This is a genomic window from Pseudomonas sp. AN-1, assembly GCF_034057115.1.
GTDB lineage: Bacteria > Pseudomonadota > Gammaproteobacteria > Pseudomonadales > Pseudomonadaceae > Geopseudomonas.
Window position 1 is genome coordinate 3160017 of record NZ_CP139195.1, and the last position, 25796, is coordinate 3185812.

The window sequence follows — 25796 nt, forward strand, 5'->3', positions numbered from 1 at the left end:
TTTGTTGTGGGGTCCAACGGTTTCGCCGGCCGCTAGCGCGCCGGCGTCGTCACGACAGGCTCGGCGGATGCCGGGCGCTGGATGGCCAGGTCGCTGCGCGGGAACAGCCGGCAGGCGAGCACCAGGCCCTGTTCACGGTCGATGGCGTTGACGTGGCGACGGCTCATCCGTCCGCAGTCGAATTCGCCGCTGACCACCTGCACCTTGCACAGGCCGCAGCCGCCGCCGCGGCAGCCGACCGGGATGCAGCGCCGGGCTTGCCGCTCCATGGCGGCCAGTACGTTCTGCTCGTCACTGCAGGCGAAGCGCTGCCCGCTGGCGGTTTCGGTGATCTGGAAGGTCTGGCTCATGGCGCACCTCAGCCACGCAGGCGCAGGGCTGCGCTGACCGCCAGGCGGAACAGGCGCTGCAGGCCAGAACGGGAAGGCGCGGGGGCAGGGCGCTCGGAAGGGAAGAAGATGCGGCGCTCGCGCTGTTCGGCGCGCGCACGGATGGCAGTGTTCATGACGACCGTACCTGTTGTTTTTGTCTGTGCGGCTGGCCTCGGCAGCTTGGCTTGCCGGGCGAGAGGACAAGAGCAACAGCTGTGCCAAACCACCCGCAAGGGTCCGCCAACTAATAACAAGCCATTGATTCAAAAGGATTTTTATTTGATGTGCGGCACGCGACGCAGCTGGAAAGGCTCGTCGCACGGCAGAAGGCAGGCATGGCGTGGCGATGAAATTGATGATTTGGTGAATTCCCGGGCCCGCCAGCCGGCGCCAAACGCCGCCGCACGCCGCCCCGGGCGCCCGGCACGGAGAAATTCAGCAAATGCTCAATTTCCGCATTCTTTGATCATCTGGTTGATTTTTTCCCGGCAAGCCGTTTCCATGCAGCAATAGGCCGCCCACGCGCGCCACGCCTCCCCGCCACAACAACAAGCAAGGGGCCCACCCGAATGGCGATCAAGTACAAGCCGCAACTGCAGTACCCGGACATCCAGGACCTCAGCAGCCAGATCCGCTTCGTCAGCCAGGAAGGCAAGATCTGGCTGGGCGAGCAGCGCATGCTGCTGATGCCGCTGTCGGCGCTGGCCAACTTCCGCCGCGAGATGGTCGACCTGCTCGGCATCGAGCGCGCCAAGGGCTTCTTCCTGCGCCTGGGCTACCAGTCCGGGCTCAAGGACGCCGAGCTGGCGCGCAAGCTGCGCCCCGACTCCAGCGAGCTGGACATCTTCCTCGCCGGCCCGCAGCTGCACATGCTCAAGGGCATGCTGCGCTCGCGACCGATCGAGGTGGACATCGACGTGGAAAAGGGCCGCTTCTACGCCGAGATCGACTGGCTGGACTCCTTCGAGGTGGAGATCTGCCAGACCGAGCTGGGCCTGATGGACCAGCCGGCCTGCTGGACCCTGCTCGGCTACGCCTGCAGCTACACCTCGGCATTCATGGGCCGCGAGATCATCTTCAAGGAAGTCAGCTGCCGCGGCCGCGGCGACGACAAGTGCCGGGTGATCGGCAAGACCGCCGAGGAGTGGGCCGACTCCGCCGAGTTCAAGGCCTACTTCAAGAACGACCCGGTGATCGAGGAGCTCTACGAGCTGCAGTCGCAGGTCGCCACCCTGCGCAGCCGCCTGCACAGCCACGACGGCCAGTACTACGGCGTCGGCCAGTCGCCGGCCTACCAGCGCATCTGCCAGACCATCGACAAGGCCGCGCGCGGCAAGGTGTCGGTGCTGCTGCTCGGCGAGACCGGGGTGGGCAAGGAGGTGATCGCGCGCAGCGTGCACCTGCGCAGCGCGCGCGCCGAGCAGCCGTTCGTCGCGGTGAACTGCGCGGCCATCCCGCCGGACCTGATCGAGGCCGAGCTGTTCGGCGTGGAGAAGGGCGCCTACACCGGCGCCAGCCAGTCGCGCGCCGGGCGCTTCGAGCGCGCCCACGGCGGCACCATCTTCCTCGACGAGGTGATCGAGCTGACCCCGCGCGCCCAGGCCACCCTGCTGCGCGTGCTGCAGGAAGGCGAACTGGAGCGGGTCGGCGGCCAGCAGACGCGCAAGATCGACGTGCGGGTGATCGCCGCCACCAACGAGGATCTGGCCGAGGCGGTGCAGGCCGGACGCTTCCGCGCCGACCTGTACTACCGCCTCAACGTGTTCCCGGTGCAGATCCCGCCGCTGCGCGAGCGCCGCGAGGACCTGCCGCTGCTCGCCGAGCACTTCCTCAAGAAGTTCCACGAGCAGTACGCCAAGAAGACCCTCGGCTTCTCCGACCGGGCCCTGGAGGCCTGCCAGCAGTACGCCTGGCCGGGCAACATCCGCGAGCTGGAGAACGTCATCGAGCGCGGGGTGATCCTCACCGACAGCAACGAGAGCATCAGCGTCGAGGCGCTGTTCCCCGGCCTGGCGCTGGCGGGACAGCGCGGCGGCGTGCGCCTGTCGCGCGCCGGCGAACTGACCGCCGGCGGCGCCGAGACGGCGCGGCACTGGGTCGAGCAGATCCTCGACGCCGGCATCGGCCTCGACGAGGTCGAGGCCATCCTGATGCGCGAGGCGATGCGCCGCGGCCAGCACAAGGTGTCGCGCGCCGCACGCCTGCTCGGCATGACCCGCCCGGCGCTGGCCTACCGGCTGAAGAAGGTCGAGGGCGGCCTGCCCGGCGAGTGACGCCCGTCGCCCTGTTCCACGTGGAACATCAGAGCAGGCGCAGCAGCACCTCCTCGGTCGGCACCAGGGGCAGCTGGTGGCTGGCCGCCACGCCGGGGTTGGTCAGCACGCCGGCGGCGACGTTGAGGCCGCGGCGCAGGTGCTCGTCCTCCTCCAGCGCGCGGCGCGTGCCCTTGTCGGCCAGGGCGACGACGCAGGGCAGGGTGGCGTTGTTCAGCGCCAGGGTCGCGGTGCGCGCCACGCCGCCGGGCATGTTGGTCACGCAGTAGTGCACCACGCCGTCGACCACGTAGGTCGGATGGGCATGGGAGGTCGGCCGCGAGGTCTCGGCGCAGCCGCCCTGGTCGATGGCCACGTCGACCAGCACCGCGCCGGCCTTCATCTGCCGCACCATGCCGGCGCTGATCAGCTTGGGCGCCGCCGCGCCGGGGATCAGCACGCTGCCGATCACCAGGTCGGCCGCCTGCACCAGTTCGGACACCGCCGCGCGGGTCGAGTAGCGGGTGGCGATGCGATTGCCGTACAGGGCGTCGAGGCGGCGCAGGGTGTCCATGTTCTTGTCGAGGATGGTGACGTCGGCGCCCAGGCCGATGGCCATGGCGGCGGCCTGGCTGCCGACTACGCCGCCGCCGAGGATCACCACCTTGCCCGCCGGCACGCCGGGCACTCCGCCGAGCAGCACGCCGCGCCCCCCCTTGGCCTTCTCCAGGCAGCTGGCACCGACCTGGATGGCCATGCGCCCGGCCACCTCGGACATCGGCGCCAGCAGCGGCAGGCGGCCCTGGGCATCGGTGACCGTCTCGTAGGCGATGCAGGTGGCTCCGCTGGCCAGCAGTTCGTCGGTCTGCGGCCGGTCGGCGGCCAGGTGCAGGTAGGTGAACAGGGTGTGCTGGCGGCCCAGGCGGGCGCGTTCGGAAGCCAGCGGCTCCTTGACCTTGACGATCAGCTCGGCCTCGGCGAACACCTGCTCGGCGTCGGCGGCGATGTGCGCGCCGGCCTTCTCGTAGTCGGCGTCGCTGAAGCCGATCGCCGCACCGGCCTGGGTCTCCACCCACAGCTGGTGGCCGAGGGCGCGCAGCTCGGCCACCGATTGCGGGGTCAGGCCGACCCGATACTCGTGGTTCTTGATCTCCCTGGGTACCCCGATGCGCATGGCAGTTCTCCCTGCTGCTCTTGTGGTAGCTCTCAGCGTAGCAGCCGGGACTGTCCGTCGGCGGGCGACGCCGGGGGTTTTGACGAGGCGCTGCGGCTGCGGCCTAATGGCAAGCCAGCCGCCCACCGGGAACCGTCATGTCCGAGCCGTCCACTGCCCAGCGCCCCAGCACCCTGCACCTGCCGCCGGGCGACTGGACCACGGTGCTCGACTGCCTGTGCGCGCGCTTCCCGGCCATCGACCGCGCCAGCTGGCAGTCGCGCATGCAGCGCGGCAAGGTGCTGGACGGCGAGGGGCGCATGCTGGAGCCCGAGCACCCGTACCGCGAAGGCCTGCGCGTGCACTACTTCCGCGAGGTGGAGCGGGAGACGCCGATCCCCTTCGTCGAGGACATCCTCCACCACGACGAGCACCTGCTGGTGGTCGACAAGCCGCACTTCCTGCCGGTGATCCCTTCCGGCGGCTACGTCGAGCAGACCCTGCTGGCGCGCCTGACCCGCCGCCTGGGCAATCCGCAGCTGGTGCCGCTGCACCGCATCGACCGCCACACCGCCGGGCTGCTGCTGTTCTCCACCAATCCGGCCAGCCGCGACCGCTACCACGCGCTGTTCCGCGAGCGGCAGATCGACAAGCGCTACGAGGCCATCGCCCCGGCGCTGCCCGACCTCGAGTTCCCGTACCGCCACGAGAGCCGGCTGGTGCGCGGCGAGCCGTTCTTCCGCATGCGCGAGGCGCCCGGCGTGCCGAACAGCGAGACGCGGATGGAAGTGCTGGAGCGCCATGGCGAGCTGTGGCGCTACGCGCTGTTCCCGGTCACCGGCCGCCAGCACCAGCTGCGCGTGCACCTGGCCGCGCTCGGCGCGCCGATCTGCAACGACCCGTTCTACCCGGTGGCGCAGCCGGCCGACGCGCCCGACGACTACGACCGGCCGCTCAAGCTGCTGGCCCGCAGCCTGCGCTTCCGCGACCCGCTGAGCGGCGCCGAGCGCGAATTCGCCAGCCGCCTGCGCCTCGCCTGGTGAGGAGCGACGCCATGCCCGCCAACCTGTTCCAGCCGCTGCCCGATGCCCGCGCAAACGAGTGCTTCGACGACCTGCTCAGGCGTCCCGGCTGCCGCGTCGAGCGCATCGTCTCCCACGGCCAGGCCAGCCCGCCGGGCTTCTGGTACGACCAGGCCTGGGACGAGTGGGTACTGCTGCTCGCCGGCCACGCCGTGCTGCGCCTGGCCTCGCAGGCCGAGCCGGTCGAACTGCGGCCCGGCGACCACCTGCTGATCCCCGCCGGCGAGCGCCACCGCGTCGAGGCCACCGCCGCCGACCGGCCGACCGTGTGGCTGGCGGTACACTGCGGCGAGGCGCCCGGCGACGGAGCAAGCGCGCCGCCGTGAGGTTAAGATGGCGTCTTTCCGCCTACAGGAGTTGCCCATGACGCCTTGCCAGCCCGGCATCCTCGCCAGCCCCATCCCGGCGCAGGCCTGCCACCTGTTCTTCGCCCTCGAATCCACCGAGGCCCTGCCGGCCGCCCTCGACCGCCTGAGCCAGCTGGCCGACGGCGAGGCCGTCGTGGTCGGCTGCGGCGCCGCGCTGGTGCGCGCTCTCGGTAGTCGCATCGACGGCCTGCACAGCTTCCCGGTGCTCGACGGCGCTGCCGTGGACATCCCCTCGACCCAGCACGCGCTGTGGTGCTGGCTGCGCGGCGACGACCGCGGCGAACTGCTGCACCGCCGGCGCGAACTGGTCGCCACCCTGGAGCCGGCGCTGCGCCTGGTGCAGAGCAGCGATGCCTTCCGCTACCGCGACGGTCACGACCTGACCGGCTACGAGGACGGCACCGAGAACCCGCTGGGCGAGGAGGCCGTCGCCGCCGCCATCGCCGCCGACGGCAGCAGCTTCGCCGCCATCCAGCACTGGGTCCACGACCTCGACCACTTCCAGCGCCTGCCGCAGGCCGAACAGGACGACATCATCGGCCGCCGGCAGAGCGACAACGAGGAACTGGAGGACGCCCCGGCGTCCGCCCACGTCAAGCGCACCGCCCAGGAGAGTTTCGCACCGGAAGCCTTCGTGGTGCGCCGCTCGATGCCGTTCAGCGACGGCGAGCAGGCCGGCCTGGTGTTCCTCGCCTTCGGCCACTCCTTCGCCGCCTTCGAGGCCCAGCTCAGACGCATGGCCGGCCTCGAGGACGGCATCGTCGACGCGCTGTTCCGCTTCAGCCGGCCGACCACCGGCGGCTACTACTGGTGCCCGCCGCTGTGCGACGGGCGCCTGGATCTGCGCGCCGTGCGGGGCTGAGCACGCGCCTCATCCCGCTGCGGCCGGGATGGGGTTGCCGACCGACGACGCTTGCCGGGCAAAACCTGCCGCCGCGGTCGAGACTGATGACTGTCTCCCTTCCGCCAGGTACCGCCCATGCGCCGACCAGCTCGCCGCCCCATCTCATCGCCCTGGCAGAAGCTCGTCAGCACGGGGCTGATCCTCGCCCTGCTCGGGCAGTCCGCCTGCAGCCTGACGCCGACCGTGCCCGATACCCGCTACCAGACCAGCCTCGGGCGGATCGCGGTGGTGGCCGCCCCCCGGCCCCCGGAGGTCCGGCTGGAAGGACTGGTGCGCGGCAAGGCCACGGGCGCGGCCAGCGGCGCCGGCAGCAGCTTCCTCAACTGCCTGGGCGAACTCGGCCACTCCGGCTGCAGTGGCGACATCTGCGGAGCGGTGCTGATCATCGGTCTCGGCCTGTGCGGCGTCGCAGGCGTGGTCGGCGGCGTGGTCGGCGCCGTGCAGGCCCCGCGCGCCAGCAGTGTCCGGCACGCCGAGAGCAGCCTGCTCGCCGCCGTGCAGGCCGGCGAAATCCAGGAGACCCTGCGGCGCAAGGTGGAGGAGCTGGCGGTGAACGAAGGGCGGGCACTGGCCGGTCCTGCCCCGGAGCAGACCCGCCTGGCGACGCAGCGGGGCGACTACCGCGCCCTGGCCGCAGCCGGAATCGACCAGGTGCTGGAGGTCGGCCTGAGCGAGGTCAGCGCTGCCAGCGGCGGCAGCAAGGGTGCCCTGCAACTGCTGATGCAGGCCCGGGTACGCCTGATCCGCAGCAGCGACAATCGCGTACTGAGCGATGCCGAGTATCTGTACCAGGGCGAGCGGCGCCTGCCCGCGGAGTGGACGAGGAACAACGCTGCGCCGCTGATGCAGGCCCTACAGAGCGGCTATGCCGCCCTCGGCGCGCACATCCACGACAGCGTCTTCCTGCTCTACCCGTTTCCCGATCGCGGCATGCACGGCAGCGGCTGGCTGTCCTCGGTGTTCGGCCTCGCCCCGCTCGAGCCGCGCAACCGTGGCCAGCTGACCGGTGATAGCTTCCTCGACCGCCAGCTGGTCTGGACACCCGTCGCCTCGACGCGCCCGACCCTGCGCTGGCAGGCCTTCCCGCGTCCCAGCGACATCGCGGCCGCTCCGGCGGAGATGGCACGGGTCGACAACGTGCGCTACGACCTGGTGATCGCCGAGGCACGCCAGCTCGCTCCGGGAAGCATCGTCTATCGTGGCGAGAGCCTGCCCCGGGCGAGCCACACCCTGATCAGCCCGCTGGCGAGCAAGCGCCACTATTTCTGGAGCGTGCGCGCCCGCTTCACCCTCGACGGCCGCGAGCGGGTCACCGAATGGGGCTCGACCCACTTCATGGCCACCGGTCGCCTGACCACGCCCTCGGCGTGGTCGTACCGATTCAGAACCCCATAGGCCTGTGGATGGCTGTCGATGCCGCGCCGGGTGCGGCCCAGATCCCCGGGAGGCTGGCTGCGCCGGCGACGGCAGGACCAGGCACCAGCTGGCTTTTTCCAGGCAACAAAAAACCCGCCGAAGCGGGTTCTTTCCTGACCATCCGACATCCTGTCGGTCGCCTCCTGGCGCTGGTCCATCATCCGTGATTCCGGGCGCATCCTTTCGCTCGGTGGATGCCTGTAGCTTAGAGATCGCTCCTGAGGCGCGACAGCAACAAAAACCGCCAGTGCATGTAAGCCATTTGCTATATCGATATGCAGACCGCCTGTGGATTGTCTCGCTGCATGCACGGCCAGCTTCGATCAGGCCGCCCAGCGATGTCTGACAGAACTTATCCACAGCCACTTTGGTTTCCTCCTGCGACCATCACAGATCCGGAACCGCCAGCGCGGCTCTCGATGAACTCACGCCGTGCTCCCACGCCATTGTCCATCGGTTTGCTGACCGCTGTGGATAACCTCTGCCTCGGCTTCAGCGACGCAACAGCCGATCGGCCGACGCAATGATCCTGCGTACCTGGCCCACCGTCTGCGCCGCCAGCGCCATTGCGATATGCGGGCGCAACTGTCCCTCGAGAATCTGTGAGTTGTAGACCCTGAGCGCAAGCACCACGCTGGCCCGCAGCGAAATATCCACAGCCCGGCTGTCCGGCAGGCTCAGCCCGGCTGCATCGACCAGTACGCTGGCGACACTGCCGCCCGACCGCCAGGCGTCGTTCATGTTGTCCATAGGTAGCTTTTTCTCCAAGGGTTACCCTATTTTTCGGCACCGTTCGGTCGATACTTGAGGCAATTCGCCGCTCGGCAAAACAAAACCCCGGCAGACGCAAGTCTGCCGGGGTTTTGTCTGTCTCATCTGTGGATAACCGGATTATCCACAGATTTGCCGATCACACGTCCAGATTCGACACCGCCAGCGCGTTGCTCTCGATGAAGTCGCGGCGCGGTTCGACGGCGTCGCCCATCAGGGTGTTGAAGATCTGGTCGGCGGCGATGGCGTCCTCGATGGTCACCTTGAGCATGCGGCGCACCGTCGGGTCCATGGTGGTTTCCCACAGCTGCTCGGGGTTCATCTCGCCGAGGCCCTTGTAGCGCTGGATGCTGTGGCGCTTGGTGCTTTCGGTCATCAGCCAGTCGAGCGCTTCCTTGAAGGTCGCCACCGGCTTCTTGCGCTCGCCGCGCTGCACATAGGCGCCTTCCTCGAGCAGGCTGTTGAGCTGCGCGCCGAGGTCGGTGACGGTGCGGTAGTCGTTGCTGGCGAAGAAGTCGCGGTTGAAGGTGACGTAGCTGGACAGGCCGTGGGCGACGGTCTGCACCTCGGGCAGCCACAGGTGGCGCTCGCGGTCCTCGCGCAGGCTGACCTGGTAGCTCTGCCCGGACTTTTCCACAGCCTTGAGGCGCTCGCCGAGCTGTTCGATCCAGGCCTGCATGGCGACCTGGTCGGCGAGCTGCTCGACGCCAACCCGCGGCAGGTAGACGAAGTGCTCGGTGATCTCCTGTGGATAGAGTCGCGACAGGCGGGCGAGGGTCTTCATCACCGTGCGGTATTCGCCGACCAGCTTCTCCAGCGCCGCGCCGGACAGGCCCGGGGCGCTGTCGTTGACGTGCAGGCTGGCGTCCTCGAGGGCCGACTGGGTCATGTATTCCTCCATGGCCTCGTCGTCCTTGATGTACTGCTCCTGCTTGCCCTTCTTGACCTTGTACAGCGGCGGCTGGGCGATGTAGACGTAGCCGCGCTCGATCAGCTCGGGCAGCTGGCGGAAGAAGAAGGTCAGCAGCAGGGTGCGGATGTGCGAACCGTCGACATCGGCATCGGTCATGATGATGATGTTGTGGTAGCGCAGCTTGTCGATGTTGTATTCCTCGCGGCCGATCCCGCAGCCCAGTGCGGTGATCAGGGTGCCGACCTCCTGGGAGGAGAGCATCTTGTCGAAGCGCGCCTTCTCGACGTTGAGGATCTTGCCCTTGAGCGGCAGGATCGCCTGGGTCTTGCGGTTGCGACCCTGCTTGGCCGAGCCGCCGGCCGAATCACCCTCGACGATGTACAGTTCGGACAGCGCCGGGTCCTTCTCCTGGCAGTCGGCCAGCTTGCCGGGCAGGCCGGCGATGTCCAGCGCGCCCTTGCGGCGGGTCATTTCGCGGGCCTTGCGCGCGGCCTCGCGCGCGCGCGCGGCGTCGAGCATCTTGCCGACCACCGCCTTGGCCTCGTTGGGGTTCTCCAGCAGGTAGTCGCCGAAGTACTTGCCCATCTCCTGCTCGACCGCGGTCTTCACCTCGGAGGAGACCAGCTTGTCCTTGGTCTGCGAGCTGAACTTGGGATCCGGCACCTTGACCGAGATGATCGCGGTGAGGCCCTCGCGGGCGTCGTCGCCGGTGGTGGCCACCTTGAACTTCTTGGCCAGGCCCTCGGCCTCGATGTAGTTGTTCAGATGGCGGGTCAGCGCCGAGCGGAAGCCGGCCAGGTGGGTGCCGCCGTCACGCTGCGGGATGTTGTTGGTGAAGCAGAGGATGTTCTCGTTGAAGCTGTCGTTCCACTGCAGCGCCACCTCGACGCCGACGCCGTCTTCCTCGCGCTGCACGTTGAAGTGGAACACCTGGTTGACCGCGGTCTTGTGGTTGTTCAGGTAGTCGACGAAGGCCTTGAGGCCGCCCTCGTACTTGAACAGCTCCTCCTTGCCGCTGCGCTCGTCCTTGAGGACGATGCCCACCCCGGAGTTGAGGAACGACAGTTCGCGCAGGCGCTTGGCGAGGATGTCCCAGCTGAAGTGGATGTTGCGGAAGGTCTCGGCCGACGGCTTGAAGTGGATCTGCGTACCGGAGCCCTCGGTGTCGCCGACCGGTGCCAGCGGCGCCTGCGGCACGCCGTGCACGTAGGTCTGCTCCCAGACCTTGCCGCTGCGACGGATGGTCAGCACCAGCTGCTCGGACAGCGCGTTGACCACCGACACGCCGACGCCATGCAGGCCGCCGGAGACCTTGTAGCTGTTGTCGTCGAACTTACCGCCGGCGTGCAGCACGGTCATGATGACCTCGGCGGCGGAGACACCTTCTTCCTTGTGGATATCCACCGGAATGCCGCGGCCGTTGTCGCGCACGGTGATCGATTCGTCGGTGTGGATGGTGATGCTGATCTCGTCGCAATGACCGGCCAGCGCCTCGTCGATGGAGTTGTCCACCACCTCGAAGACCATGTGGTGCAGCCCGGTGCCATCGTCGGTGTCGCCGATGTACATGCCGGGGCGCTTGCGTACGGCGTCCAGACCTTTCAGCACCTTGATGCTGGAGGAGTCGTACGTGTTGTTCTCGCTCATGCCTTCACTCCCGAGGATTCAATACGGCCATGCTCCACGTGGAACATGGCGACCGGCGTGTCCGTGCGCCAGCCGTCTTTGAGGGTTTCGCCGTCGACGCCGGTGACGAACACCTGGCAGTCGAGGTCTTCCAGCAAGCGGCACAGCGCGTGACGATGCTGTTCGTCGAGTTCCGAGGGCAGGTCGTCCACCAGGTAGACGCACTGCCCGTGTTTGGCCTGGTTGACCAGGTGTCCCTGGGCGATGCGCAGGGCGCAGACCACCAGCTTCTGCTGGCCGCGCGAGAGGATGTCGGCGGCGTTGTGACTGCCGATGCGCAGGCGCAGGTCGGCGCGCTGCGGTCCGGCCTGGGTGTGGCCGAGCTGCTGGTCGCGCAGCAGAGCGGCGGCGAGCACCTCGGCGAGGTCGCGTTCGCGGTCCCAGCCGCGGTAGTAGCTGAGGGTCAGCTCCGGCAGTTCCACCAGCTGCGCCAGGGTGCGCTCGAACACCGGCTTGAGCGCCTGGATGTAGGCGCGCCGGTAGGCGTCGATGGCCTCGCTGGCCAGTGTCAGTTCGCGGTCCCAGGCGGCCTGCGCAGCGGCGTCGATTCTACCATGGCGCAACCACGAGTTCCGCTGCCGCAGGGCCGCCTGCAGGCGCTGCCAGGCGTCGAGGAACCGCGGTTCCACGTGGAACACCCCCCAGTCGAGGAACTGCCGGCGCACCTTGGGCGCGCCCTCGAGCAGGCGGAAGCTGTCCGGGTTGATCAGCTGCAGCGGCAGCAGTTCGGCCAGTTGCGCGGCGCTGCGCGCGTTCTGCCCGTCGATGCGGATCTGGCTGTCGCCGCTGCGCTGGCGGGCGATGCCCAGGCTGGCCGGGCGGCCGTCGGCCAGGCGCACCTCGCCGAACACCAGGGCCTGCTCGGCGCCGTGCTGGATCACCGGGGTCAGCCGGCTGCTGCGGAACGAGCGGGCCAGGCCGAGCAGGTGGATGGCCTCCAGCACGCTGGTCTTGCCGCTGCCGTTGTCGCCGTGCAGCAGGTTGATGCGCGGCGAGGGCGCGAGCTGCACCGCCTGCAGGTTGCGCAGGCCGCTGACGTTCAGGCGGACCAGGGACATGGCTGGTGCCCGCCGATGTGGATAAGGGTACTCAACGGCTTGTACACAATGTTATCCACAGGGTGTTCCACGTACAGTACGCATGAATCGTGGCGGGGCAGACCCTGTGGCAGGTACATGCACATCTTGTCCACAGGATCCGCCCAGGCAGATCACAGGCGCATCGGCATCACGACGTAGGCCGAATCGTCGTTGCCGGCTTCCTGCAGCAGGGCGCTGCTGTTGGCGTCGGCCAGGGTGATGCGCACCTGGTCGGTGGTCATCACGCCGAGCACGTCGAGCAGGTAGCTGACGTTGAAGCCGACTTCCAGGGCGTCGCCGAAGTAGTCGACCTGCACCTCTTCCTCGGCCTCCTCCTGCTCGGGGTTGTTGGCCTGGATCTTCAGCTGGCCGCTGGCCAGCAGCAGGCGGATGCCGCGGTACTTCTCGTTGGAGAGGATCGCGGTGCGGCTGAACGCCTCGCGCAGCGCCTGGCGGTCGCCGACGACCAGCTTGTCGCCATTGCGCGGCAGCACGCGCTGATAATCGGGGAACTTGCCGTCGACCAGCTTGGAGGTGAAGGTGAAGTCGCCGGTGGTGGCGCGGATGTGGTGCTGGCCGAGGACGATGCTGACCGGCTCGTCCGGCTCGGTGAGCAGGCGCGCCAGCTCGAGGATGCCCTTGCGCGGCACGATGACCTGGTGCTTGTCCGGCGCCTCGAGGCCGGCGTCCAGCGCGCACAGCGCCAGGCGGTGGCCGTCGGTGGCCACCGCGCTGAGGCGGCCGGCGTTGACCTCCAGCAGCATGCCGTTGAGGTAGTAGCGCACGTCCTGCTGGGCCATGGCGAAGCTGGTGCGCTCGATCAGCCGGCGCAGCTTGCTCTGCGCCACGGCGAAGGTCAGCGAACCCTGGCTTTCCTCCACCGAGGGGAAGTCGTTGGCCGGCAGGGTGGACAGGCTGAAGCGGCTGCGCCCGGCCTTGATCAGCAGCTTCTGCTCGTCGACGCGGATGTCGATCAGCGCATCGGACGGCAGGCTCTTGCAGATGTCCATCAGCTTGCGCGCCGGCACGGTGATCTCGCCGGCCTCGGCCGGCTCTTCCAGGGCCACGCGGCCGACCAGCTCGACCTCGAGGTCGGTGCCGGTCAAAGACAGCTGCTGGCCCTGCACCACCAGCAGCACGTTGGACAGCACCGGCAGGGTCTGTCGGCGTTCGACGACCCCGGCGACCAGTTGCAGCGGCTTGAGCAGGGCTTCGCGTTGAATGGTGAAATGCATCTTCAGTCTCGGCTTGCGGGGGCGCGCCCGTCAGGTGGTCAGGGTGCGCAGCAGGTTCTTGTAGTCTTCGCGGATATCGGCGTCTTCCTCGCGAAGTTCGGCGATCTTGCGGCAGGCGTGCAGCACGGTGGTGTGGTCGCGGCCGCCGAAGGCGTCGCCGATCTCCGGCAGGCTGTGGTTGGTCAGCTCCTTGGACAGCGCCATGGCCACCTGGCGCGGGCGCGCCACCGAGCGCGAGCGGCGCTTGGACAGCAGGTCGGCGATCTTGATCTTGTAGTACTCGGCCACCGTGCGCTGGATGTTGTCGATGCTGACCAGCTTGTCCTGCAGGGCGAGCAGATCCTTCAGCGACTCGCGCACCAGCTCGATGCTGATGTCGCTGCCGGTGAAGTGGGCATGGGCGATCACCCGCTTCAGCGAGCCTTCCAGCTCGCGCACGTTGGAGCGGATGCGCTGGGCGATGAAGAACGCCGCGTCGTGGGGCAGCTCGACCTTGGCCTGTTCGGCCTTCTTCATCAGGATCGCCACCCGGGTCTCCAGCTCCGGCGGCTCGACCGCCACGGTCAGGCCCCAGCCGAAGCGCGACTTCAGCCGCTCCTCCAGGCCCTCGATCTCCTTCGGGTAGCGGTCGCTGGTGAGGATCACCTGCTGGCCGCCCTCGAGCAGGGCGTTGAAGGTGTGGAAGAACTCCTCCTGGGAGCGCTCCTTGCGGGCGAAGAACTGGATGTCGTCGATCAGCAGGGCGTCCACCGAGCGGTAGAAGCGCTTGAAGTCGTTGATCGCGTTGAGCTGCAGGGCCTTGACCATGTCGGCGACGAAGCGCTCGGAATGCAGGTAGACCACCTTGGCGTTGGGGTTCTTCTTCAGCAGGTGGTTGCCCACCGCGTGCATCAGGTGGGTCTTGCCCAGGCCGACGCCGCCATAGAGGAACAGCGGGTTGTAGCCGTGCTTGGGGTTGTCGGCCACCTGCCAGGCGGCGGCGCGCGCCAGCTGGTTGGACTTGCCCTCGACGAAGTTCTCGAAGGTGAAGTTGCGGTTCAGGTAGCTGGTGTGCTTGAGGCCGCCCTCGACCTGCACGCTGCGCTCGGTGCGCACCGCCGGCGCGCTGGGCGCCTCGGCCACGGCCTCGACCAGCGCCGGTGCGGCAATCTCCGCCGCGGCCGGCACGAAGGCCGGCGCGGGGGCGGGGGCGGGCGTCGCCACCGGAGCGGGCGCCGGGCGCGGCGGCGCGGGGCGCTTGCTGCCGATCAGCAGCGACAGCGCCGGCACCTGGCCGTCGCTGCGCTCGTTCATCAGTTCCAGCAGACGGCCGATGTACTTCTCGTTGACCCAGTCGAGCACGAAGCGGTTGGGCGCGTACACGCGCAGCTCGTCGCCATGCATTTCGACCTGCAGCGGACGGATCCAGGTGTTGAACAGCTGGGAAGGCAGCTCATCGCGCAGGACTTCCACGCACTGCTGCCACAGTTCCACGGACACTCGGTTTCCCTCGCTCGGTAAAGCGTCTTGATAGACAGGCAAAGGACACATTGTAGCGGCGAGGCGCCGAGTTATCCACATGCCTGGCGCTCTGCGGCAGGCGAACGACCGAGCTGCGCATGTTTTTTCACCGCCCGTCGCCAGGGACCTCCATCCCCATGTGGATAACCGCACGGCAAACCCATCGGGAACCTTCGGGAAAAGTCGGTTGGCAACTCGCCTGTGGACAAGATGCCCATCCATCCCCAGCTTTCCCCAAGCTGCCGCACACGCGCCGCACTTCTTCTCGACAGGCTTCAGTTTTCGTCCAAGCCTTGTGGATAATGGTCTCTGGCTACTTATCCACAGAAACGGGCTTGTACATACATCATTACCAGAACGATCTTTTAAACACTTTCTTGTCTGTGTTAATTATCGGCAGGGGAAAACCGTGCGCCATCGCTGATCGAATGAGGACAGGGACGAGGTCCGTCCGACCGGGCAGGCGAGAACGGGACGTCAACCGTCGAGGCAGGACTGAGCGGAAGTAAGAGCGACGACGAGGGCTGTGGATGACTGCCATCGAGCGCTGGTTGGAAATTGACCTGTGCCGAGGCTTTCTCTAGAATCCCCGGTCTCTTTAACTGGGGCTCCCTGTCGGCGCCCTGCGATTACCAGGTAACTGACCCATGAAACGTACTTTTCAGCCCAGCAATCTGAAGCGCGCCCGTACCCACGGTTTCCGTGCGCGTATGGCCACCAAGAACGGTCGTGCAGTCCTGTCGCGTCGCCGCGCCAAGGGCCGCAAGCGTCTGACCACCGTCTGATTGCCCGGAACGGGTGGTGAGTCGGAGTTTCGGCCGGGACAAGCGACTGCTGACGTCCCGACAGTTCGCGGCAGTCTTCGACTCCCCCACCGGCAAGGCTCCCGGCAAGTCTGTACTGCTCCTGGCCCGTGACAACGGGCTCGATCATCCGCGCCTCGGCCTGGTGATCGGCAAGAAGAGCGTCAAGCTTGCCGTCGAGCGCAATCGCCTGAAGCGCATCATGCGCGATTCCTTCCGTCTGCATCAGGAGATGCTCGGCGGTCTGGACATCGTGGTGGTCGCGCGCAAGGGCCTCGGCGATCTGGACAACCCCGAGCTGCACCAGCAGTTCGCCAAGCTCTGGAAACGCCTGGCGCGCAACCGGCAAAGCCCGCAAGCTCGCCCCGAACAGCCGCCGACCGACGGATCCCATGCGTAAACTGGCCCTCGCCCTGATCCAGTTCTATCGCTATGCCATCAGTCCGCTGATGGCCAGCCGCTGTCGCTTCTATCCCAGCTGTTCCTGTTATGCCCACGAAGCCATCAGCACGCATGGCCTCGCTCGCGGTGGCTGGCTGACCCTGCGTCGGCTGTCCCGCTGCCACCCCTGGCATGCCGGTGGTTACGACCCGGTGCCACAGTCCCGCACGTCCCGACCCTCATCGATGGCCGAATAAAACCATGGACATTCAACGCTCGATACTGATCGTCGCTCTGGCAATCGTGTCTTACATCATGGTCCTCAAGTGGAACGAGGACTACGGTCAGCCGCAGCTGCCAGCCGTGGCCGCCGCTCCGGCGCAGACCGCCGTCGGCGTACCGACTGCCGCCACCCAGGCCGACGTGCCGGTAGCCGGCGAGCAGGGCAATGCTCCGGCGAACGTTGCCGCGGCAGCGAGCACGCCGCTGATCCAGGTGCAGACCGACGTGCTCAAGCTGGCCATCGACCCGCAGGGCGGCGACGTGGTGCAGCTGGCCCTGCCGCAGTATCCGCGCAGCCTGCAGAATCGCGACGTGCCCTTCGCCCTGTTCGACAACGGCACCGAGCGCACCTACGTCGCGCAGAGCGGCCTGACCGGCGCCAACGGCCCGGACGCCCGCGCCAGCGGCCGCCCGCTGTACAGCAGCGAGAAGAACGCCTACCAACTGGTCGACGGCCAGGACGAGCTGGTGGTCGAGCTGAAATTCAGCGAGGCCGGCGTCAACTACGTCAAGCGCTTCGCCTTCAAGCGCGGCCAGTACGACTTCACCGTCAGCCACCGCATCGACAACCAGAGCGGCGCGCCGTGGAGCGGCAACCTGTTCGCCCAGCTCAAGCGCGACGCCAGCGCCGACCCGTCGGCGACCAGCGGCGCCAGCATGGCCACCTACCTCGGCGCCGCCCTGTGGACCCAGGACGAGCCGTACAAGAAGGTCGCCATGAAGGACATGGACGACAAGAACCTGCGCGAGACCGTGCAGGGCGGCTGGGTCGCCTGGCTGCAGCACTACTTCGTCACCGCCTGGGTGCCGAGCAAGGACGACAGCAACGTGGTGGCCACCCGCAAGGACGGCCAGGGCAACTACATCATCGGTTTCACCGGCCCGGCGCTCAACGTGCCGGCCGGCGCCAGCGCCGAGACCAGCGCCACCCTGTACGCCGGTCCGAAGATCCAGGACAAGCTGGAGGAACTGTCGCCGGGGCTGGAGCTGACCGTCGACTACGGCTTCCTGTGGTTCATCGCCCAGCCGATCTTCTGGCTGCTGCAACATATCCACAGCCTGCTGGGCAACTGGGGCTGGTCGATCATCGTCCTCACCGTGCTGATCAAGCTGGCGTTCTTCCCGCTGTCGGCGGCCAGCTACAGGTCCATGGCGCGCATGCGCGCGGTGGCCCCGAAGCTGCAGGCGCTCAAGGAACAGTTCGGCGACGATCGCCAGAAGATGTCCCAGGCGATGATGGAGTTGTACAAGAAGGAGAAGATCAATCCGCTGGGCGGCTGCCTGCCGATCCTGGTGCAGATGCCGGTGTTCCTCGCCCTCTACTGGACCCTGCTGGAAAGCGTCGAGATGCGCCAGGCGCCGTGGCTGGGCTGGATCGTCGACCTGTCGATCAAGGATCCGTTCTTCATCCTGCCGATCATCATGGGCATCAGCATGTTCGTGCAGACCAGCCTGAACCCGACCCCGCCGGACCCCATGCAGGCCAAGGTGATGAAGCTGATGCCGATCATCTTCACCTTCTTCTTCCTGTGGTTCCCGGCCGGTCTGGTGCTGTACTGGGTGGTCAACAACGTCCTGTCCATCGCCCAGCAGTGGTACATTACCCGGCAGATCGAAGGGGCCGCCAAGGCCTGAATCAGCCGCTGACTGCAGACGCCCCCTCGTGGGGCGTCTTGCTTTCCACCCTCCGGAGGCCGCCATGCAATCCGTCCGTGACACCATCGCCGCCGTCGCCACCGCCCAGGGGCGCGGCGGCGTGGGCATCGTCCGCGTCTCCGGCCCGTGCGCCCGGCCGATCGCCATCAGCTTGAGCGGCCGCGAGCCCGAGCCGCGGCATGCCTACTACAGCGAGTTCTTTGCCGACGATGGCGAGGTGATCGACCAGGGCCTGCTGCTGTACTTCCGCGGGCCGAATTCGTTCACCGGCGAGGACGTCCTCGAGCTGCAGGGCCACGGCGGCCCGGTGGTGCTCGACATGCTGCTGCGCCGCTGCCTGGAGCTCGGCGCGCGCCTGGCCCGCCCCGGCGAGTTCAGCGAGCGCGCCTTCCTCAACGACAAGCTCGATCTCGCCCAGGCCGAGGCGATCGCCGACCTGATCGAGGCGAGCAGCGAGCAGGCGGCACGCAACGCGGTGCGCTCGCTGCAGGGCGAGTTTTCGCGCAAGGTGCAGCGCCTGGCCGACCGGCTGATCGAGCTGCGCATGTACGTCGAAGCGGCCATCGACTTCCCCGAGGAGGAGATCGATTTTCTCGCCGACGGCCACGTGCTCGGCCAGCTCGACGGCGTACGCAGCGAGCTGCTGGCGGTGCAGCGCGAGGCGGGGCAGGGTGCGCTGCTGCGCGACGGCATGACCGTGGTGATCGCCGGGCGGCCGAACGCCGGCAAGTCCAGCCTGCTCAACGCCCTGGCCGGCCGCGAGGCGGCGATCGTCACCGACATCGCCGGCACCACCCGCGACGTGCTGCGCGAACATATCCACATCGACGGCATGCCGCTGCACGTGGTCGACACCGCCGGTCTGCGCGATACCGAGGACCAGGTGGAGCGGATCGGCGTCGAACGTGCGCTCAAGGCCATCGGCGAGGCCGACCGCGTGCTGCTGGTGGTCGACGCTACGGCGCCGGAAGCCGCCGATCCGTTCGCCCTGTGGCCGGAATTCCTCGACCGGCGCCCCGATCCGGCGCGGGTCACCCTGATCCGCAACAAGGCCGATCTGTCCGGCGAGGCAGTACGCCTGGACACCTGCAGCGACGGCCACGTGACGATCAGCCTGTCGGCGCGCAGCAGCGCCGGTCTCGAGCTGCTGCGCGAGCACCTGAAGACCTGCATGGGCTACGAGCAGACCACCGAGAGCAGCTTCAGCGCGCGCCGGCGCCACCTCGACGCCCTGCGCCAGGCCAATGCCTGCCTCGAGCACGGCCGCCAGCAGCTGACCCTGCTCGGCGCCGGCGAGCTGCTCGCCGAGGACCTGCGCATGGCCCACCAGGCGCTCGGCGAGATCACCGGCGCCTTCACCCCCGACGACCTGCTCGGGCGGATCTTCTCCAGCTTCTGCATCGGCAAGTAGCCCCTCTCCCGGCCAGCCGACCTCGGTGTCGGCTGGCCGTCACTCCCTGCGTTCCTGCGCCAGGACCGGTTTTTCCGCCGGCCCTGCGCCGTCCCGTGTCCGCTCGTCGGGTCGCGTGCTCAGACAGGACCTTGTCCACACAAGAATCCGTGCGGATAAGCCCTGTGGACAACTACAGTTCTGCTCTTTCGATAAGGTCATCGGATCCATGTGGATAACTGCCCCTGTGGATAACAGACTTGTCCACACACAGCCCCAAGCGGGTTATGCAGAGACCTCCCGATGACCTGTGTACAATCTTATTCAGTGAACAAGTCATTGAAATACAAGGAGTAAACGGATCTATCCACAGATTCTGTGCACACCTATAACAAGCTCTAAAACAGTCTTTCTAAAAATCCGTTCTCTCTATTTTTTGTTGATCACCCGGCTTGGTCCGGCCCACACCGGCTGGCTACTTTTTGTCCACACTGCTTCATTCACCCCGGAGAAGCCTCTATACTGCGCGGCTTCCCGAATTCCCTTCCCGAACAGGCACGAGGTGCGTGGTGGATTTCCCTTCCCGTTTTGATGTGATCGTCATCGGTGGCGGCCATGCCGGTACCGAGGCGGCACTGGCCGCAGCACGCATGGGGGTCAAGACCCTGCTGCTCTCCCACAACGTGGAAACCCTCGGCCACATGAGCTGCAACCCGGCCATCGGCGGCATCGGCAAGAGCCACCTGGTCAAGGAGATCGACGCCCTCGGCGGTGCCATGGCCGAGGCCACCGACGTGGCCGGCATCCAGTTCCGCATCCTCAACAGCCGCAAGGGCCCGGCGGTGCGCGCCACCCGCGCGCAGGCCGACCGTGCGCTGTACAAGGCCGAGATCCGCCGCATCCTGGAAAACCAGCCCAACCTGTGGATATTCCAGCAGTCCGCTGACGACCTGATCGTCGAGGGCGAGCAGGTCCGCGGGGTGGTTACCCAGATGGGCCTGAAATTCCATGCCGACAACGTGGTGCTGACCGCCGGCACCTTCCTCGGCGGACTTATCCACATCGGCCTGGAGAACTATTCAGGCGGGCGCGCCGGCGACCCGCCGTCGCTGGCCCTGGCCCGCCGCCTGCGCGAGCTGCCGCTGCGCGTCGGCCGGCTGAAGACCGGCACGCCGCCGCGCCTCGACGGCCGCTCCATCGACTTCTCGGTGATGACCGAGCAGCCCGGCGACACCCCGACTCCGGTGATGTCGTTCCTCGGCTCGCGCGAGCAGCATCCGCGCCAGGTCAGCTGCTGGATCACCCATACCAACGCGCGCACCCACGAGATCATCGCCGGCAACCTCGACCGCTCGCCGATGTACTCGGGGATCATTGAGGGCATCGGCCCGCGCTACTGCCCGTCGATCGAGGACAAGATCCATCGCTTCGCCGACAAGGACAGCCATCAGGTGTTCCTCGAGCCGGAAGGGTTGTCCACCCACGAGATCTATCCCAACGGCATCTCCACCTCGCTGCCGTTCGACGTGCAGCTGCAGATCGTCCGCTCGATCCGCGGACTGGAGAATGCCCACATCGTGCGGCCCGGCTACGCCATCGAGTACGACTTCTTCGATCCGCGCGACCTCAAGTACTCGCTGGAGACCAAGGTGATCGGCGGCCTGTTCTTCGCCGGGCAGATCAACGGCACCACCGGCTACGAGGAGGCCGGCGCCCAGGGTCTGCTCGCCGGCGCCAACGCCGCGCTGCGCGCCCAGGGCCGCGAGGCCTGGTGCCCGCGCCGCGACGAGGCGTACATCGGCGTGCTGGTCGACGACCTGATCACCCTCGGCACCCAGGAGCCGTACCGCATGTTCACCTCGCGCGCCGAGTACCGGCTGATCCTGCGCGAGGACAACGCCGACCTGCGCCTGACCGAGAAGGGCCGCGAGCTGGGCCTGGTCGACGAGCGGCGCTGGGCGGCGTTCTGCGCCAAGCGCGAGGGCATCGAGCGCGAGGAGCAGCGTCTGAAGAGCACCTGGGTGCGTCCGGGCACCGCCCAGGGCGATGCTATCGCCGCGCGCTTCGGCACCCCGCTGAGCCACGAGTACAACCTGCACAACCTGCTGGCGCGCCCGGAGATCGACTACGCGGCGCTGACCGAGATCACCGGCGAGGCTGTGGATAACCCGCAGGTCGCCGAGCAGGTGGAGATCCGCATCAAGTACGCCGGCTACATCGACCGCCAGCAGGAAGAGATCGAGCGCCTGCGCGCCAGCGAGAACACCGCGCTGCCCGACGACCTCGACTACGCCGCCATCGGCGGGCTGTCCAAGGAAATCCAGGGCAAGCTGAGCACCGCCCGCCCGCAGACCCTCGGCCAGGCCTCGCGCATCCCCGGTGTCACCCCGGCGGCGGTGTCGCTGCTGCTGATCCACCTGAAGAAGCGCGGCGCCGGCCGCCAGCTGGAGCAGAACGTCTGATGTCCGCCGTCACTGCCGCCCACGCCGCCGAACTGCTCCGCGGCGCCGCCGAACTCGGCGTCGAGCTCACCGCCAGCCAGCAGGAACAGCTGCTGGCCTACCTGGCCCTGCTGATCAAGTGGAACCAGGCCTACAACCTGACCGCGGTGCGCAACCCGGACGAGATGGTCTCGCGCCACCTGCTCGACAGCCTGAGCATCGTGCCGTTCGTGCGCGAGGCTGGGGATGACTGGCTGGACGTCGGCAGCGGCGGCGGCATGCCCGGCATCCCGCTGGCCATCCTGTTCCCCGAGCGGCGCTTCACCACCCTGGACTCCAACGGCAAGAAGACCCGCTTCCAGACCCAGGTGAAACTCGAGCTGAGGCTGGCCAACCTGGAAGTTGTCCACAGCCGTGTGGAAAACTTCCGCCCGGTGCAACCCTTCGCCGGCATCGTCTCGCGGGCGTTCAGCTCGCTGGCCGACTTCGCCCACTGGACCCGCCACCTGGGCGACGCCGACACCCGCTGGCTGGCGATGAAGGGCCAGTACCCGCACGAGGAACTCGCCGCGCTGCCGGCGGATTTCCGCGTCGAAGCCGAACAGGTGCTGCAGGTGCCCGGTTGCCAGGGCCAGCGCCATCTGCTGATACTGCGCCGCTGCGCCTGAGGAGAGAGATGCCGAGCATGGCCAAAGTATTCGCGATCGCCAACCAGAAGGGCGGGGTGGGCAAGACCACCAGCTGCGTCAACCTCGCCGCCTCGCTGGCGACGCTGCAGCGCCGCGTGCTGCTGATCGACCTCGATCCGCAGGGCAACGCCACCAGCGGCAGCGGTGTGGACAAGCTCGCCCTCGAGCATTCGGTGTACGACGTGCTGGTCGGCAACTGCGACCTCGCCGCGGCCATGCAGGCCTCCGAGCACGGCCGCTACCAGCTGCTGCCGGCCAACCGCGACCTCACTGCCGCCGAGGTCGGCCTGCTCGAGCTGCCGAACAAGGAACAGCGCCTGCGCCAGGCGCTGGCGCCGATCCGCGACAGCTACGACTTCATCCTGATCGACTGCCCGCCGGCGCTGTCGATGCTGACCGTCAACGCGCTGGTCGCCGCCGACGGGGTGATCATCCCCATGCAGTGCGAGTACTACGCGCTGGAAGGCCTCTCCGACCTGGTCAACAGCATCCAGCGCATCGGTTCGCTGCTCAATCCGAACCTGAAGATCGAGGGCATCCTGCGCACCATGTACGACGCTCGTGTCGGCCTGACCAACGACGTCACCGCGCAGCTGCGCCAGCACTTCGGCGACACCCTCTACGAGACCACCATTCCGCGCAACGTGCGCCTGGCCGAGGCGCCCAGCCACGGCATGCCGGCGCTGGTCTACGACAAGGCCTCGCGCGGCGCCAAGGCCTACCTGGAACTGGCGAAGGAAGTGCTCGTCCGCCAGCGCCGCGGCCAGCGCGCCACCACCATCGCTTGAGGAATTGCACATGGCTGTGAAGAAACGCGGTCTGGGCCGCGGTCTGGATGCCCTGCTCGGCGGCGCCACCGTCACCGCCCTGCAGGAGCAGGCGGCCAAGCTGCCGCGCGAGGAGCTGCAGCACCTGCCGCTGGACCTGCTGCAGCGCGGCAAGTACCAGCCGCGTCGCGACATGGATCCGCAGGCGCTCGAGGAGCTGGCCCAGTCGATCCGCCGACAGGGCCTGATGCAGCCGGTGGTGGTGCGGCCGCTCGACGGCGAGCGCTACGAGATCATCGCCGGCGAGCGGCGCTGGCGCGCCAGCCAGCTGGCCGGCCTGGAGCGCATCCCGGCGCTGGTGCGCGAGGTCAGCGACGAGGCGGCGATCGCCATGGCGCTGATCGAGAACATCCAGCGCGAGGACCTCAACCCGATCGAGGAGGCCATGGCCCTGCAGCGCCTGCAGCAGGAGTTCCAGCTCACCCAGCAGCAGGTCGCCGAGGCGGTCGGCAAGTCGCGGGTCACCATCGCCAACCTGCTGCGCCTGATCGCCCTGCCGGAGGAGGTGAAGACCCTGCTCGCCCACGGCGATCTGGAGATGGGCCATGCCCGCGCCCTGCTCGGTCTGCCGGCGTCCCGTCAGGCGGAAGGAGCGCGGCACGTTGTCGCACGTGGCCTGACCGTGCGGCAGACCGAGGCCCTGGTGCGCCAGTGGCTGAGCGGCAAGGCGGAGGTGGAGCCGGCCAAGGCCGATCCGGACATCGCCCGCCTCGAACAGCGCCTTGCCGAGCGGCTCGGCGCGGTGGTGCAGATCCGTCACGGCGACAAGGGCAAGGGCCAGCTGGTGATCCGCTACGGCTCGCTGGACGAGCTGCAGGGCGTGCTGGCGCATATCCGCTGAAAGTAGCAGTGCGTAGCGAATGGTCTTAATTCACTACCCGGCAGTTGAACGGGGCAGATTCCCCCCCTATACTCCCGGCGCAATTTTTGCCGGCACAGGGTCTGCAGTGCAGACAGTCCAGCAACACGGAAGCGGGGCCATGCGGTGAACTTTCGCAACAAAACCCCCCTGCACCGCCTCGCGGTGTTTCCGCTGCTGCTGACCCAGCTGGCGGTGGCCCTGGTGGCTGCCGCGGTGGGAGGACTGTGGAAGGGACCGGTCGCCGGATACTCCACGCTGCTTGGCGGCATGATCGCGTTTCTGCCGAACCTGTACTTCACGTACAAGGCCTTCCGCTACTTCGGAGCGCGTTCGGTGAAGGCCATCGTCCAGTCCTTCTGGTCGGGCGAGATGGGCAAACTGTTTCTGACGGCAGCGTTGTTTGCGCTGGTGTTTGCAGGAGTGGAGCGGTTGAACGTGGCGGCGCTGTTTGCCGGCTACGCTCTGGTGCTGGGCACCTCCGCGTGTGCGCTCCTGCTGGTGAAGGGCTTTCCGAAGCATTAGAGCATTGAGGCGTTTATGGCTAACACACCGGCTGAATACATTCAGCACCACCTGCAGAACCTGGTCTTCGGCTCCCATCCGGTCAACGGCTGGAGCTTTGCCAAGACTCCCGAAGAAGTGAAGGCAATGGGCTTCTGGGCCGTCCACGTCGATACCCTCGGCTGGTCGGTACTGATGGGCCTGGTATTCCTGTTCCTGTTCAGCCGTGTCGCCAAGCGTGCCAACGCCGGCGTGCCAACCGGCCTGCAGAACCTGGTGGAAATGTGCATCGAGTTCGTCGAAGGTGTGGTCAAGGACACCTTCCACGGCCGCAACCCGGTGATCGCCCCGTTGGCACTGACCATCTTCGTCTGGGTGTTCCTGATGAACAGCCTGAAGTGGATCCCGGTCGACTACATCCCGGGCCTGGCGCACCTGATGGGCGTGCCCTACTTCAAGATCGTGCCGACCGCCGACCCCAACGGCACCTTCGGCCTGTCCCTCGGCGTGTTCATCCTGATCCTGTTCTACAGCGTCAAGGTCAAGGGTTTCGGCGGCTTCACCAAGGAGCTGGCGTTCACCCCGTTCAACCACTGGTCGCTGGTCCCGTTCAACCTGTTCCTCGAGATCCTCGGCCTGCTGACCAAGCCGCTGAGTCTCGCCCTGCGTCTGTTCGGCAACATGTACGCCGGTGAGGTGGTGTTCATCCTCATCGCCCTGCTGCCGTTCTGGGCACAGTGGGCCCTGAATGTGCCCTGGGCGATCTTCCACATCCTGGTGATCCCGCTGCAGGCCTTCATCTTCATGGTGCTGACAGTGGTGTATCTGAGCGCCGCCCACGAAGACCACCACTGAACAGTGGACCAACCCTCGCTTTAACCAACGAAACCTTAACCTTTAGAAAACCTCAGGAGCTGTTATGGAACTCGTCTACATCGCCGCCGCCATCATGATCGGTCTGGGTGCTCTGGGCACCGGCATCGGCTTCGCCCTGCTGGGCGGCAAGCTGCTGGAATCCACCGCCCGTCAGCCGGAGCTGGGCGCCCAGCTGCAAACCAAGACCTTCCTGATGGCCGGTCTGCTCGACGCCGTGCCGATGATCGGCGTCGGTATCGCGATGTACCTCATCTTCGTTGTTGCCGGCTAAGTTCAGGCATCCGCGGATCATTGGCCGGACCGCGCCGTGCGCGGTCCGGCCTGCCGATGCTCTGACTACCCGGACCCACGAGATAGC

The 25796-nt window shown here is 67.3% G+C and carries 26 protein-coding genes; 18 read left to right on the forward strand and 8 right to left on the reverse strand.

From position 1 onward, the window contains the following. Positions 1–32: 32 nt before the first annotated feature. Positions 33–350: a 2Fe-2S iron-sulfur cluster-binding protein gene (locus SK095_RS14880; protein WP_320546739.1), complete on the reverse strand. Its 318-nt coding sequence runs from the start codon at positions 348–350 to the stop codon at positions 33–35. 8 nt (positions 351–358) lie between these two features. Then, on the reverse strand, positions 359–505 hold the full coding sequence (locus SK095_RS14885) for a hypothetical protein (RefSeq protein ID WP_320546740.1): 147 nt from the start codon (positions 503–505) through the stop codon (positions 359–361). Between SK095_RS14885 and SK095_RS14890 the strand changes: the two genes are divergently transcribed. Together SK095_RS14890 and SK095_RS14895 are read left to right on the forward strand one after the other, a co-directional pair. Next, positions 504–884: a hypothetical protein gene (locus tag SK095_RS14890; RefSeq protein WP_320546741.1), complete on the forward strand. Its 381-nt coding sequence runs from the start codon at positions 504–506 to the stop codon at positions 882–884. The genes SK095_RS14885 and SK095_RS14890 overlap by 2 nt on opposite strands. 56 nt (positions 885–940) lie before the next feature. After that, positions 941–2644: a sigma-54-dependent Fis family transcriptional regulator gene (locus SK095_RS14895; RefSeq protein ID WP_136490011.1), complete on the forward strand. Its 1704-nt coding sequence runs from the start codon at positions 941–943 to the stop codon at positions 2642–2644. Positions 2645–2672: 28 nt separating this feature from the next. Here SK095_RS14895 and ald read toward each other — a convergent pair whose 3' ends face one another. Next, entirely contained in the window at positions 2673–3797 is a 1125-nt protein-coding gene (gene ald / locus SK095_RS14900; RefSeq protein WP_320546742.1) for an alanine dehydrogenase, read from the reverse strand. 137 nt (positions 3798–3934) lie between these two features. On the opposite strand from ald, the gene SK095_RS14905 reads away from it, so the two are divergent. The 4 genes from SK095_RS14905 (at position 3935) to SK095_RS14920 (ending at position 7525) form a co-directional block, all read left to right on the forward strand. Continuing rightward, the gene (locus SK095_RS14905; RefSeq protein ID WP_136490009.1) at positions 3935–4819 is read left to right on the forward strand and encodes a pseudouridine synthase; all 885 of its coding nucleotides are present in this window, start codon (positions 3935–3937) and stop codon (positions 4817–4819) included. An 11-nt stretch (positions 4820–4830) separates the two neighbouring features. Beyond that, positions 4831–5184: a cupin domain-containing protein gene (locus SK095_RS14910; RefSeq protein ID WP_136490008.1), complete on the forward strand. Its 354-nt coding sequence runs from the start codon at positions 4831–4833 to the stop codon at positions 5182–5184. A 37-nt stretch (positions 5185–5221) separates the two neighbouring features. Further along, a complete protein-coding gene (locus SK095_RS14915) occupies positions 5222–6088 on the forward strand; it encodes a Dyp-type peroxidase (RefSeq protein WP_136490007.1) in 867 nt (288 codons plus the stop codon). A gap of 117 nt (positions 6089–6205) precedes the next feature. Further along, positions 6206–7525: a hypothetical protein gene (locus tag SK095_RS14920; RefSeq protein WP_320546743.1), complete on the forward strand. Its 1320-nt coding sequence runs from the start codon at positions 6206–6208 to the stop codon at positions 7523–7525. Between the two features lie 513 nt (positions 7526–8038). Here SK095_RS14920 and SK095_RS14925 read toward each other — a convergent pair. The 5 genes from SK095_RS14925 to dnaA all read right to left on the reverse strand — a co-directional run bounded on the left by SK095_RS14925 (position 8039) and on the right by dnaA (position 14709). Then, complete coding sequence (locus tag SK095_RS14925) at positions 8039–8296, reverse strand: hypothetical protein (protein WP_136490005.1); 258 nt, start codon at positions 8294–8296, stop codon at positions 8039–8041. A gap of 160 nt (positions 8297–8456) precedes the next feature. Continuing rightward, on the reverse strand, positions 8457–10877 hold the full coding sequence (gene gyrB / locus SK095_RS14930) for a DNA topoisomerase (ATP-hydrolyzing) subunit B (RefSeq protein WP_136490004.1): 2421 nt from the start codon (positions 10875–10877) through the stop codon (positions 8457–8459). Next, complete coding sequence (gene recF / locus SK095_RS14935) at positions 10874–11974, reverse strand: DNA replication/repair protein RecF (protein ID WP_136490003.1); 1101 nt, start codon at positions 11972–11974, stop codon at positions 10874–10876. The genes gyrB and recF overlap by 4 nt, the downstream gene beginning before the upstream one ends. A gap of 152 nt (positions 11975–12126) precedes the next feature. Then, positions 12127–13230, reverse strand: coding sequence for a DNA polymerase III subunit beta (dnaN, locus tag SK095_RS14940; protein ID WP_320546744.1), 1104 nt, complete (start codon positions 13228–13230; stop codon positions 12127–12129). Positions 13231–13260: 30 nt separating this feature from the next. After that, the gene (gene dnaA, locus SK095_RS14945) at positions 13261–14709 is read right to left on the reverse strand and encodes a chromosomal replication initiator protein DnaA (RefSeq protein WP_201485443.1); all 1449 of its coding nucleotides are present in this window, start codon (positions 14707–14709) and stop codon (positions 13261–13263) included. Between the two features lie 668 nt (positions 14710–15377). Between dnaA and rpmH the strand changes: the two genes are divergently transcribed. The 12 genes from rpmH (at position 15378) to atpE (ending at position 25709) form a co-directional block, all read left to right on the forward strand. Further along, positions 15378–15515 carry a 50S ribosomal protein L34 gene (gene rpmH / locus SK095_RS14950; RefSeq protein ID WP_090313513.1) on the forward strand — a complete coding sequence of 46 codons (138 nt, stop codon included), beginning with the start codon at positions 15378–15380 and terminating at the stop codon, positions 15513–15515. A 13-nt stretch (positions 15516–15528) separates the two neighbouring features. Continuing rightward, a complete protein-coding gene (rnpA, locus tag SK095_RS14955; RefSeq protein ID WP_136489685.1) occupies positions 15529–15933 on the forward strand; it encodes a ribonuclease P protein component in 405 nt (134 codons plus the stop codon). Continuing rightward, complete coding sequence (yidD, locus tag SK095_RS14960; RefSeq protein ID WP_136489684.1) at positions 15926–16171, forward strand: membrane protein insertion efficiency factor YidD; 246 nt, start codon at positions 15926–15928, stop codon at positions 16169–16171. Before rnpA ends, yidD begins: the two co-directional genes overlap by 8 nt. Positions 16172–16175: 4 nt before the next feature. After that, entirely contained in the window at positions 16176–17831 is a 1656-nt protein-coding gene (gene yidC / locus SK095_RS14965) for a membrane protein insertase YidC (protein WP_320546745.1), read from the forward strand. 64 nt (positions 17832–17895) lie between these two features. Further along, the gene (gene mnmE / locus SK095_RS14970) at positions 17896–19263 is read left to right on the forward strand and encodes a tRNA uridine-5-carboxymethylaminomethyl(34) synthesis GTPase MnmE (RefSeq protein WP_320546746.1); all 1368 of its coding nucleotides are present in this window, start codon (positions 17896–17898) and stop codon (positions 19261–19263) included. A 548-nt stretch (positions 19264–19811) separates the two neighbouring features. Then, positions 19812–21704, forward strand: a complete 1893-nt coding sequence (mnmG, locus tag SK095_RS14975; protein ID WP_320546747.1) for a tRNA uridine-5-carboxymethylaminomethyl(34) synthesis enzyme MnmG — start codon at positions 19812–19814, stop codon at positions 21702–21704. Continuing rightward, complete coding sequence (gene rsmG / locus SK095_RS14980) at positions 21704–22351, forward strand: 16S rRNA (guanine(527)-N(7))-methyltransferase RsmG (protein ID WP_320546748.1); 648 nt, start codon at positions 21704–21706, stop codon at positions 22349–22351. The genes mnmG and rsmG overlap by 1 nt, the downstream gene beginning before the upstream one ends. 17 nt (positions 22352–22368) lie before the next feature. Continuing rightward, positions 22369–23160 carry a ParA family protein gene (locus SK095_RS14985; protein ID WP_136489679.1) on the forward strand — a complete coding sequence of 264 codons (792 nt, stop codon included), beginning with the start codon at positions 22369–22371 and terminating at the stop codon, positions 23158–23160. 10 nt (positions 23161–23170) lie between these two features. Continuing rightward, positions 23171–24040, forward strand: a complete 870-nt coding sequence (locus SK095_RS14990; RefSeq protein WP_201485437.1) for a ParB/RepB/Spo0J family partition protein — start codon at positions 23171–23173, stop codon at positions 24038–24040. 144 nt (positions 24041–24184) lie between these two features. Further along, positions 24185–24583 (forward strand): F0F1 ATP synthase subunit I, encoded by a 399-nt coding sequence (locus SK095_RS14995; protein ID WP_201485436.1) that lies wholly within the window; start codon positions 24185–24187, stop codon positions 24581–24583. 15 nt (positions 24584–24598) lie between these two features. Continuing rightward, positions 24599–25417, forward strand: a complete 819-nt coding sequence (gene atpB / locus SK095_RS15000) for a F0F1 ATP synthase subunit A (RefSeq protein WP_201485435.1) — start codon at positions 24599–24601, stop codon at positions 25415–25417. Positions 25418–25481: 64 nt separating this feature from the next. After that, positions 25482–25709 carry a F0F1 ATP synthase subunit C gene (gene atpE / locus SK095_RS15005; protein WP_072325766.1) on the forward strand — a complete coding sequence of 76 codons (228 nt, stop codon included), beginning with the start codon at positions 25482–25484 and terminating at the stop codon, positions 25707–25709. Positions 25710–25796: the final 87 nt, after the last annotated feature.

What these genes read in the sequence shown, in the direction of transcription:
- gyrB (WP_136490004.1), bottom strand. Translation starts at nt 10,877, where the DNA reads ATGAGCGAGAACAACACGTACGACTCCTCCAGCATCAAGGTGCTGAAA.
- SK095_RS14920 (WP_320546743.1), top strand. Translation starts at nt 6,206, where the DNA reads ATGCGCCGACCAGCTCGCCGCCCCATCTCATCGCCCTGGCAGAAGCTC.
- ald (WP_320546742.1), bottom strand. Translation starts at nt 3,797, where the DNA reads ATGCGCATCGGGGTACCCAGGGAGATCAAGAACCACGAGTATCGGGTC.
- SK095_RS14890 (WP_320546741.1), top strand. Translation starts at nt 504, where the DNA reads ATGACGACCGTACCTGTTGTTTTTGTCTGTGCGGCTGGCCTCGGCAGC.
- SK095_RS14895 (WP_136490011.1), top strand. Translation starts at nt 941, where the DNA reads ATGGCGATCAAGTACAAGCCGCAACTGCAGTACCCGGACATCCAGGAC.
- yidD (WP_136489684.1), top strand. Translation starts at nt 15,926, where the DNA reads ATGCGTAAACTGGCCCTCGCCCTGATCCAGTTCTATCGCTATGCCATC.
- rsmG (WP_320546748.1), top strand. Translation starts at nt 21,704, where the DNA reads ATGTCCGCCGTCACTGCCGCCCACGCCGCCGAACTGCTCCGCGGCGCC.
- SK095_RS14990 (WP_201485437.1), top strand. Translation starts at nt 23,171, where the DNA reads ATGGCTGTGAAGAAACGCGGTCTGGGCCGCGGTCTGGATGCCCTGCTC.
- recF (WP_136490003.1), bottom strand. Translation starts at nt 11,974, where the DNA reads ATGTCCCTGGTCCGCCTGAACGTCAGCGGCCTGCGCAACCTGCAGGCG.
- SK095_RS14905 (WP_136490009.1), top strand. Translation starts at nt 3,935, where the DNA reads ATGTCCGAGCCGTCCACTGCCCAGCGCCCCAGCACCCTGCACCTGCCG.
- mnmE (WP_320546746.1), top strand. Translation starts at nt 17,896, where the DNA reads ATGCAATCCGTCCGTGACACCATCGCCGCCGTCGCCACCGCCCAGGGG.
- SK095_RS14915 (WP_136490007.1), top strand. Translation starts at nt 5,222, where the DNA reads ATGACGCCTTGCCAGCCCGGCATCCTCGCCAGCCCCATCCCGGCGCAG.
- SK095_RS14985 (WP_136489679.1), top strand. Translation starts at nt 22,369, where the DNA reads ATGGCCAAAGTATTCGCGATCGCCAACCAGAAGGGCGGGGTGGGCAAG.
- yidC (WP_320546745.1), top strand. Translation starts at nt 16,176, where the DNA reads ATGGACATTCAACGCTCGATACTGATCGTCGCTCTGGCAATCGTGTCT.
- atpB (WP_201485435.1), top strand. Translation starts at nt 24,599, where the DNA reads ATGGCTAACACACCGGCTGAATACATTCAGCACCACCTGCAGAACCTG.
- SK095_RS14885 (WP_320546740.1), bottom strand. Translation starts at nt 505, where the DNA reads ATGAACACTGCCATCCGTGCGCGCGCCGAACAGCGCGAGCGCCGCATC.
- SK095_RS14880 (WP_320546739.1), bottom strand. Translation starts at nt 350, where the DNA reads ATGAGCCAGACCTTCCAGATCACCGAAACCGCCAGCGGGCAGCGCTTC.
- SK095_RS14925 (WP_136490005.1), bottom strand. Translation starts at nt 8,296, where the DNA reads ATGGACAACATGAACGACGCCTGGCGGTCGGGCGGCAGTGTCGCCAGC.
- SK095_RS14910 (WP_136490008.1), top strand. Translation starts at nt 4,831, where the DNA reads ATGCCCGCCAACCTGTTCCAGCCGCTGCCCGATGCCCGCGCAAACGAG.
- rpmH (WP_090313513.1), top strand. Translation starts at nt 15,378, where the DNA reads ATGAAACGTACTTTTCAGCCCAGCAATCTGAAGCGCGCCCGTACCCAC.
- dnaN (WP_320546744.1), bottom strand. Translation starts at nt 13,230, where the DNA reads ATGCATTTCACCATTCAACGCGAAGCCCTGCTCAAGCCGCTGCAACTG.
- atpE (WP_072325766.1), top strand. Translation starts at nt 25,482, where the DNA reads ATGGAACTCGTCTACATCGCCGCCGCCATCATGATCGGTCTGGGTGCT.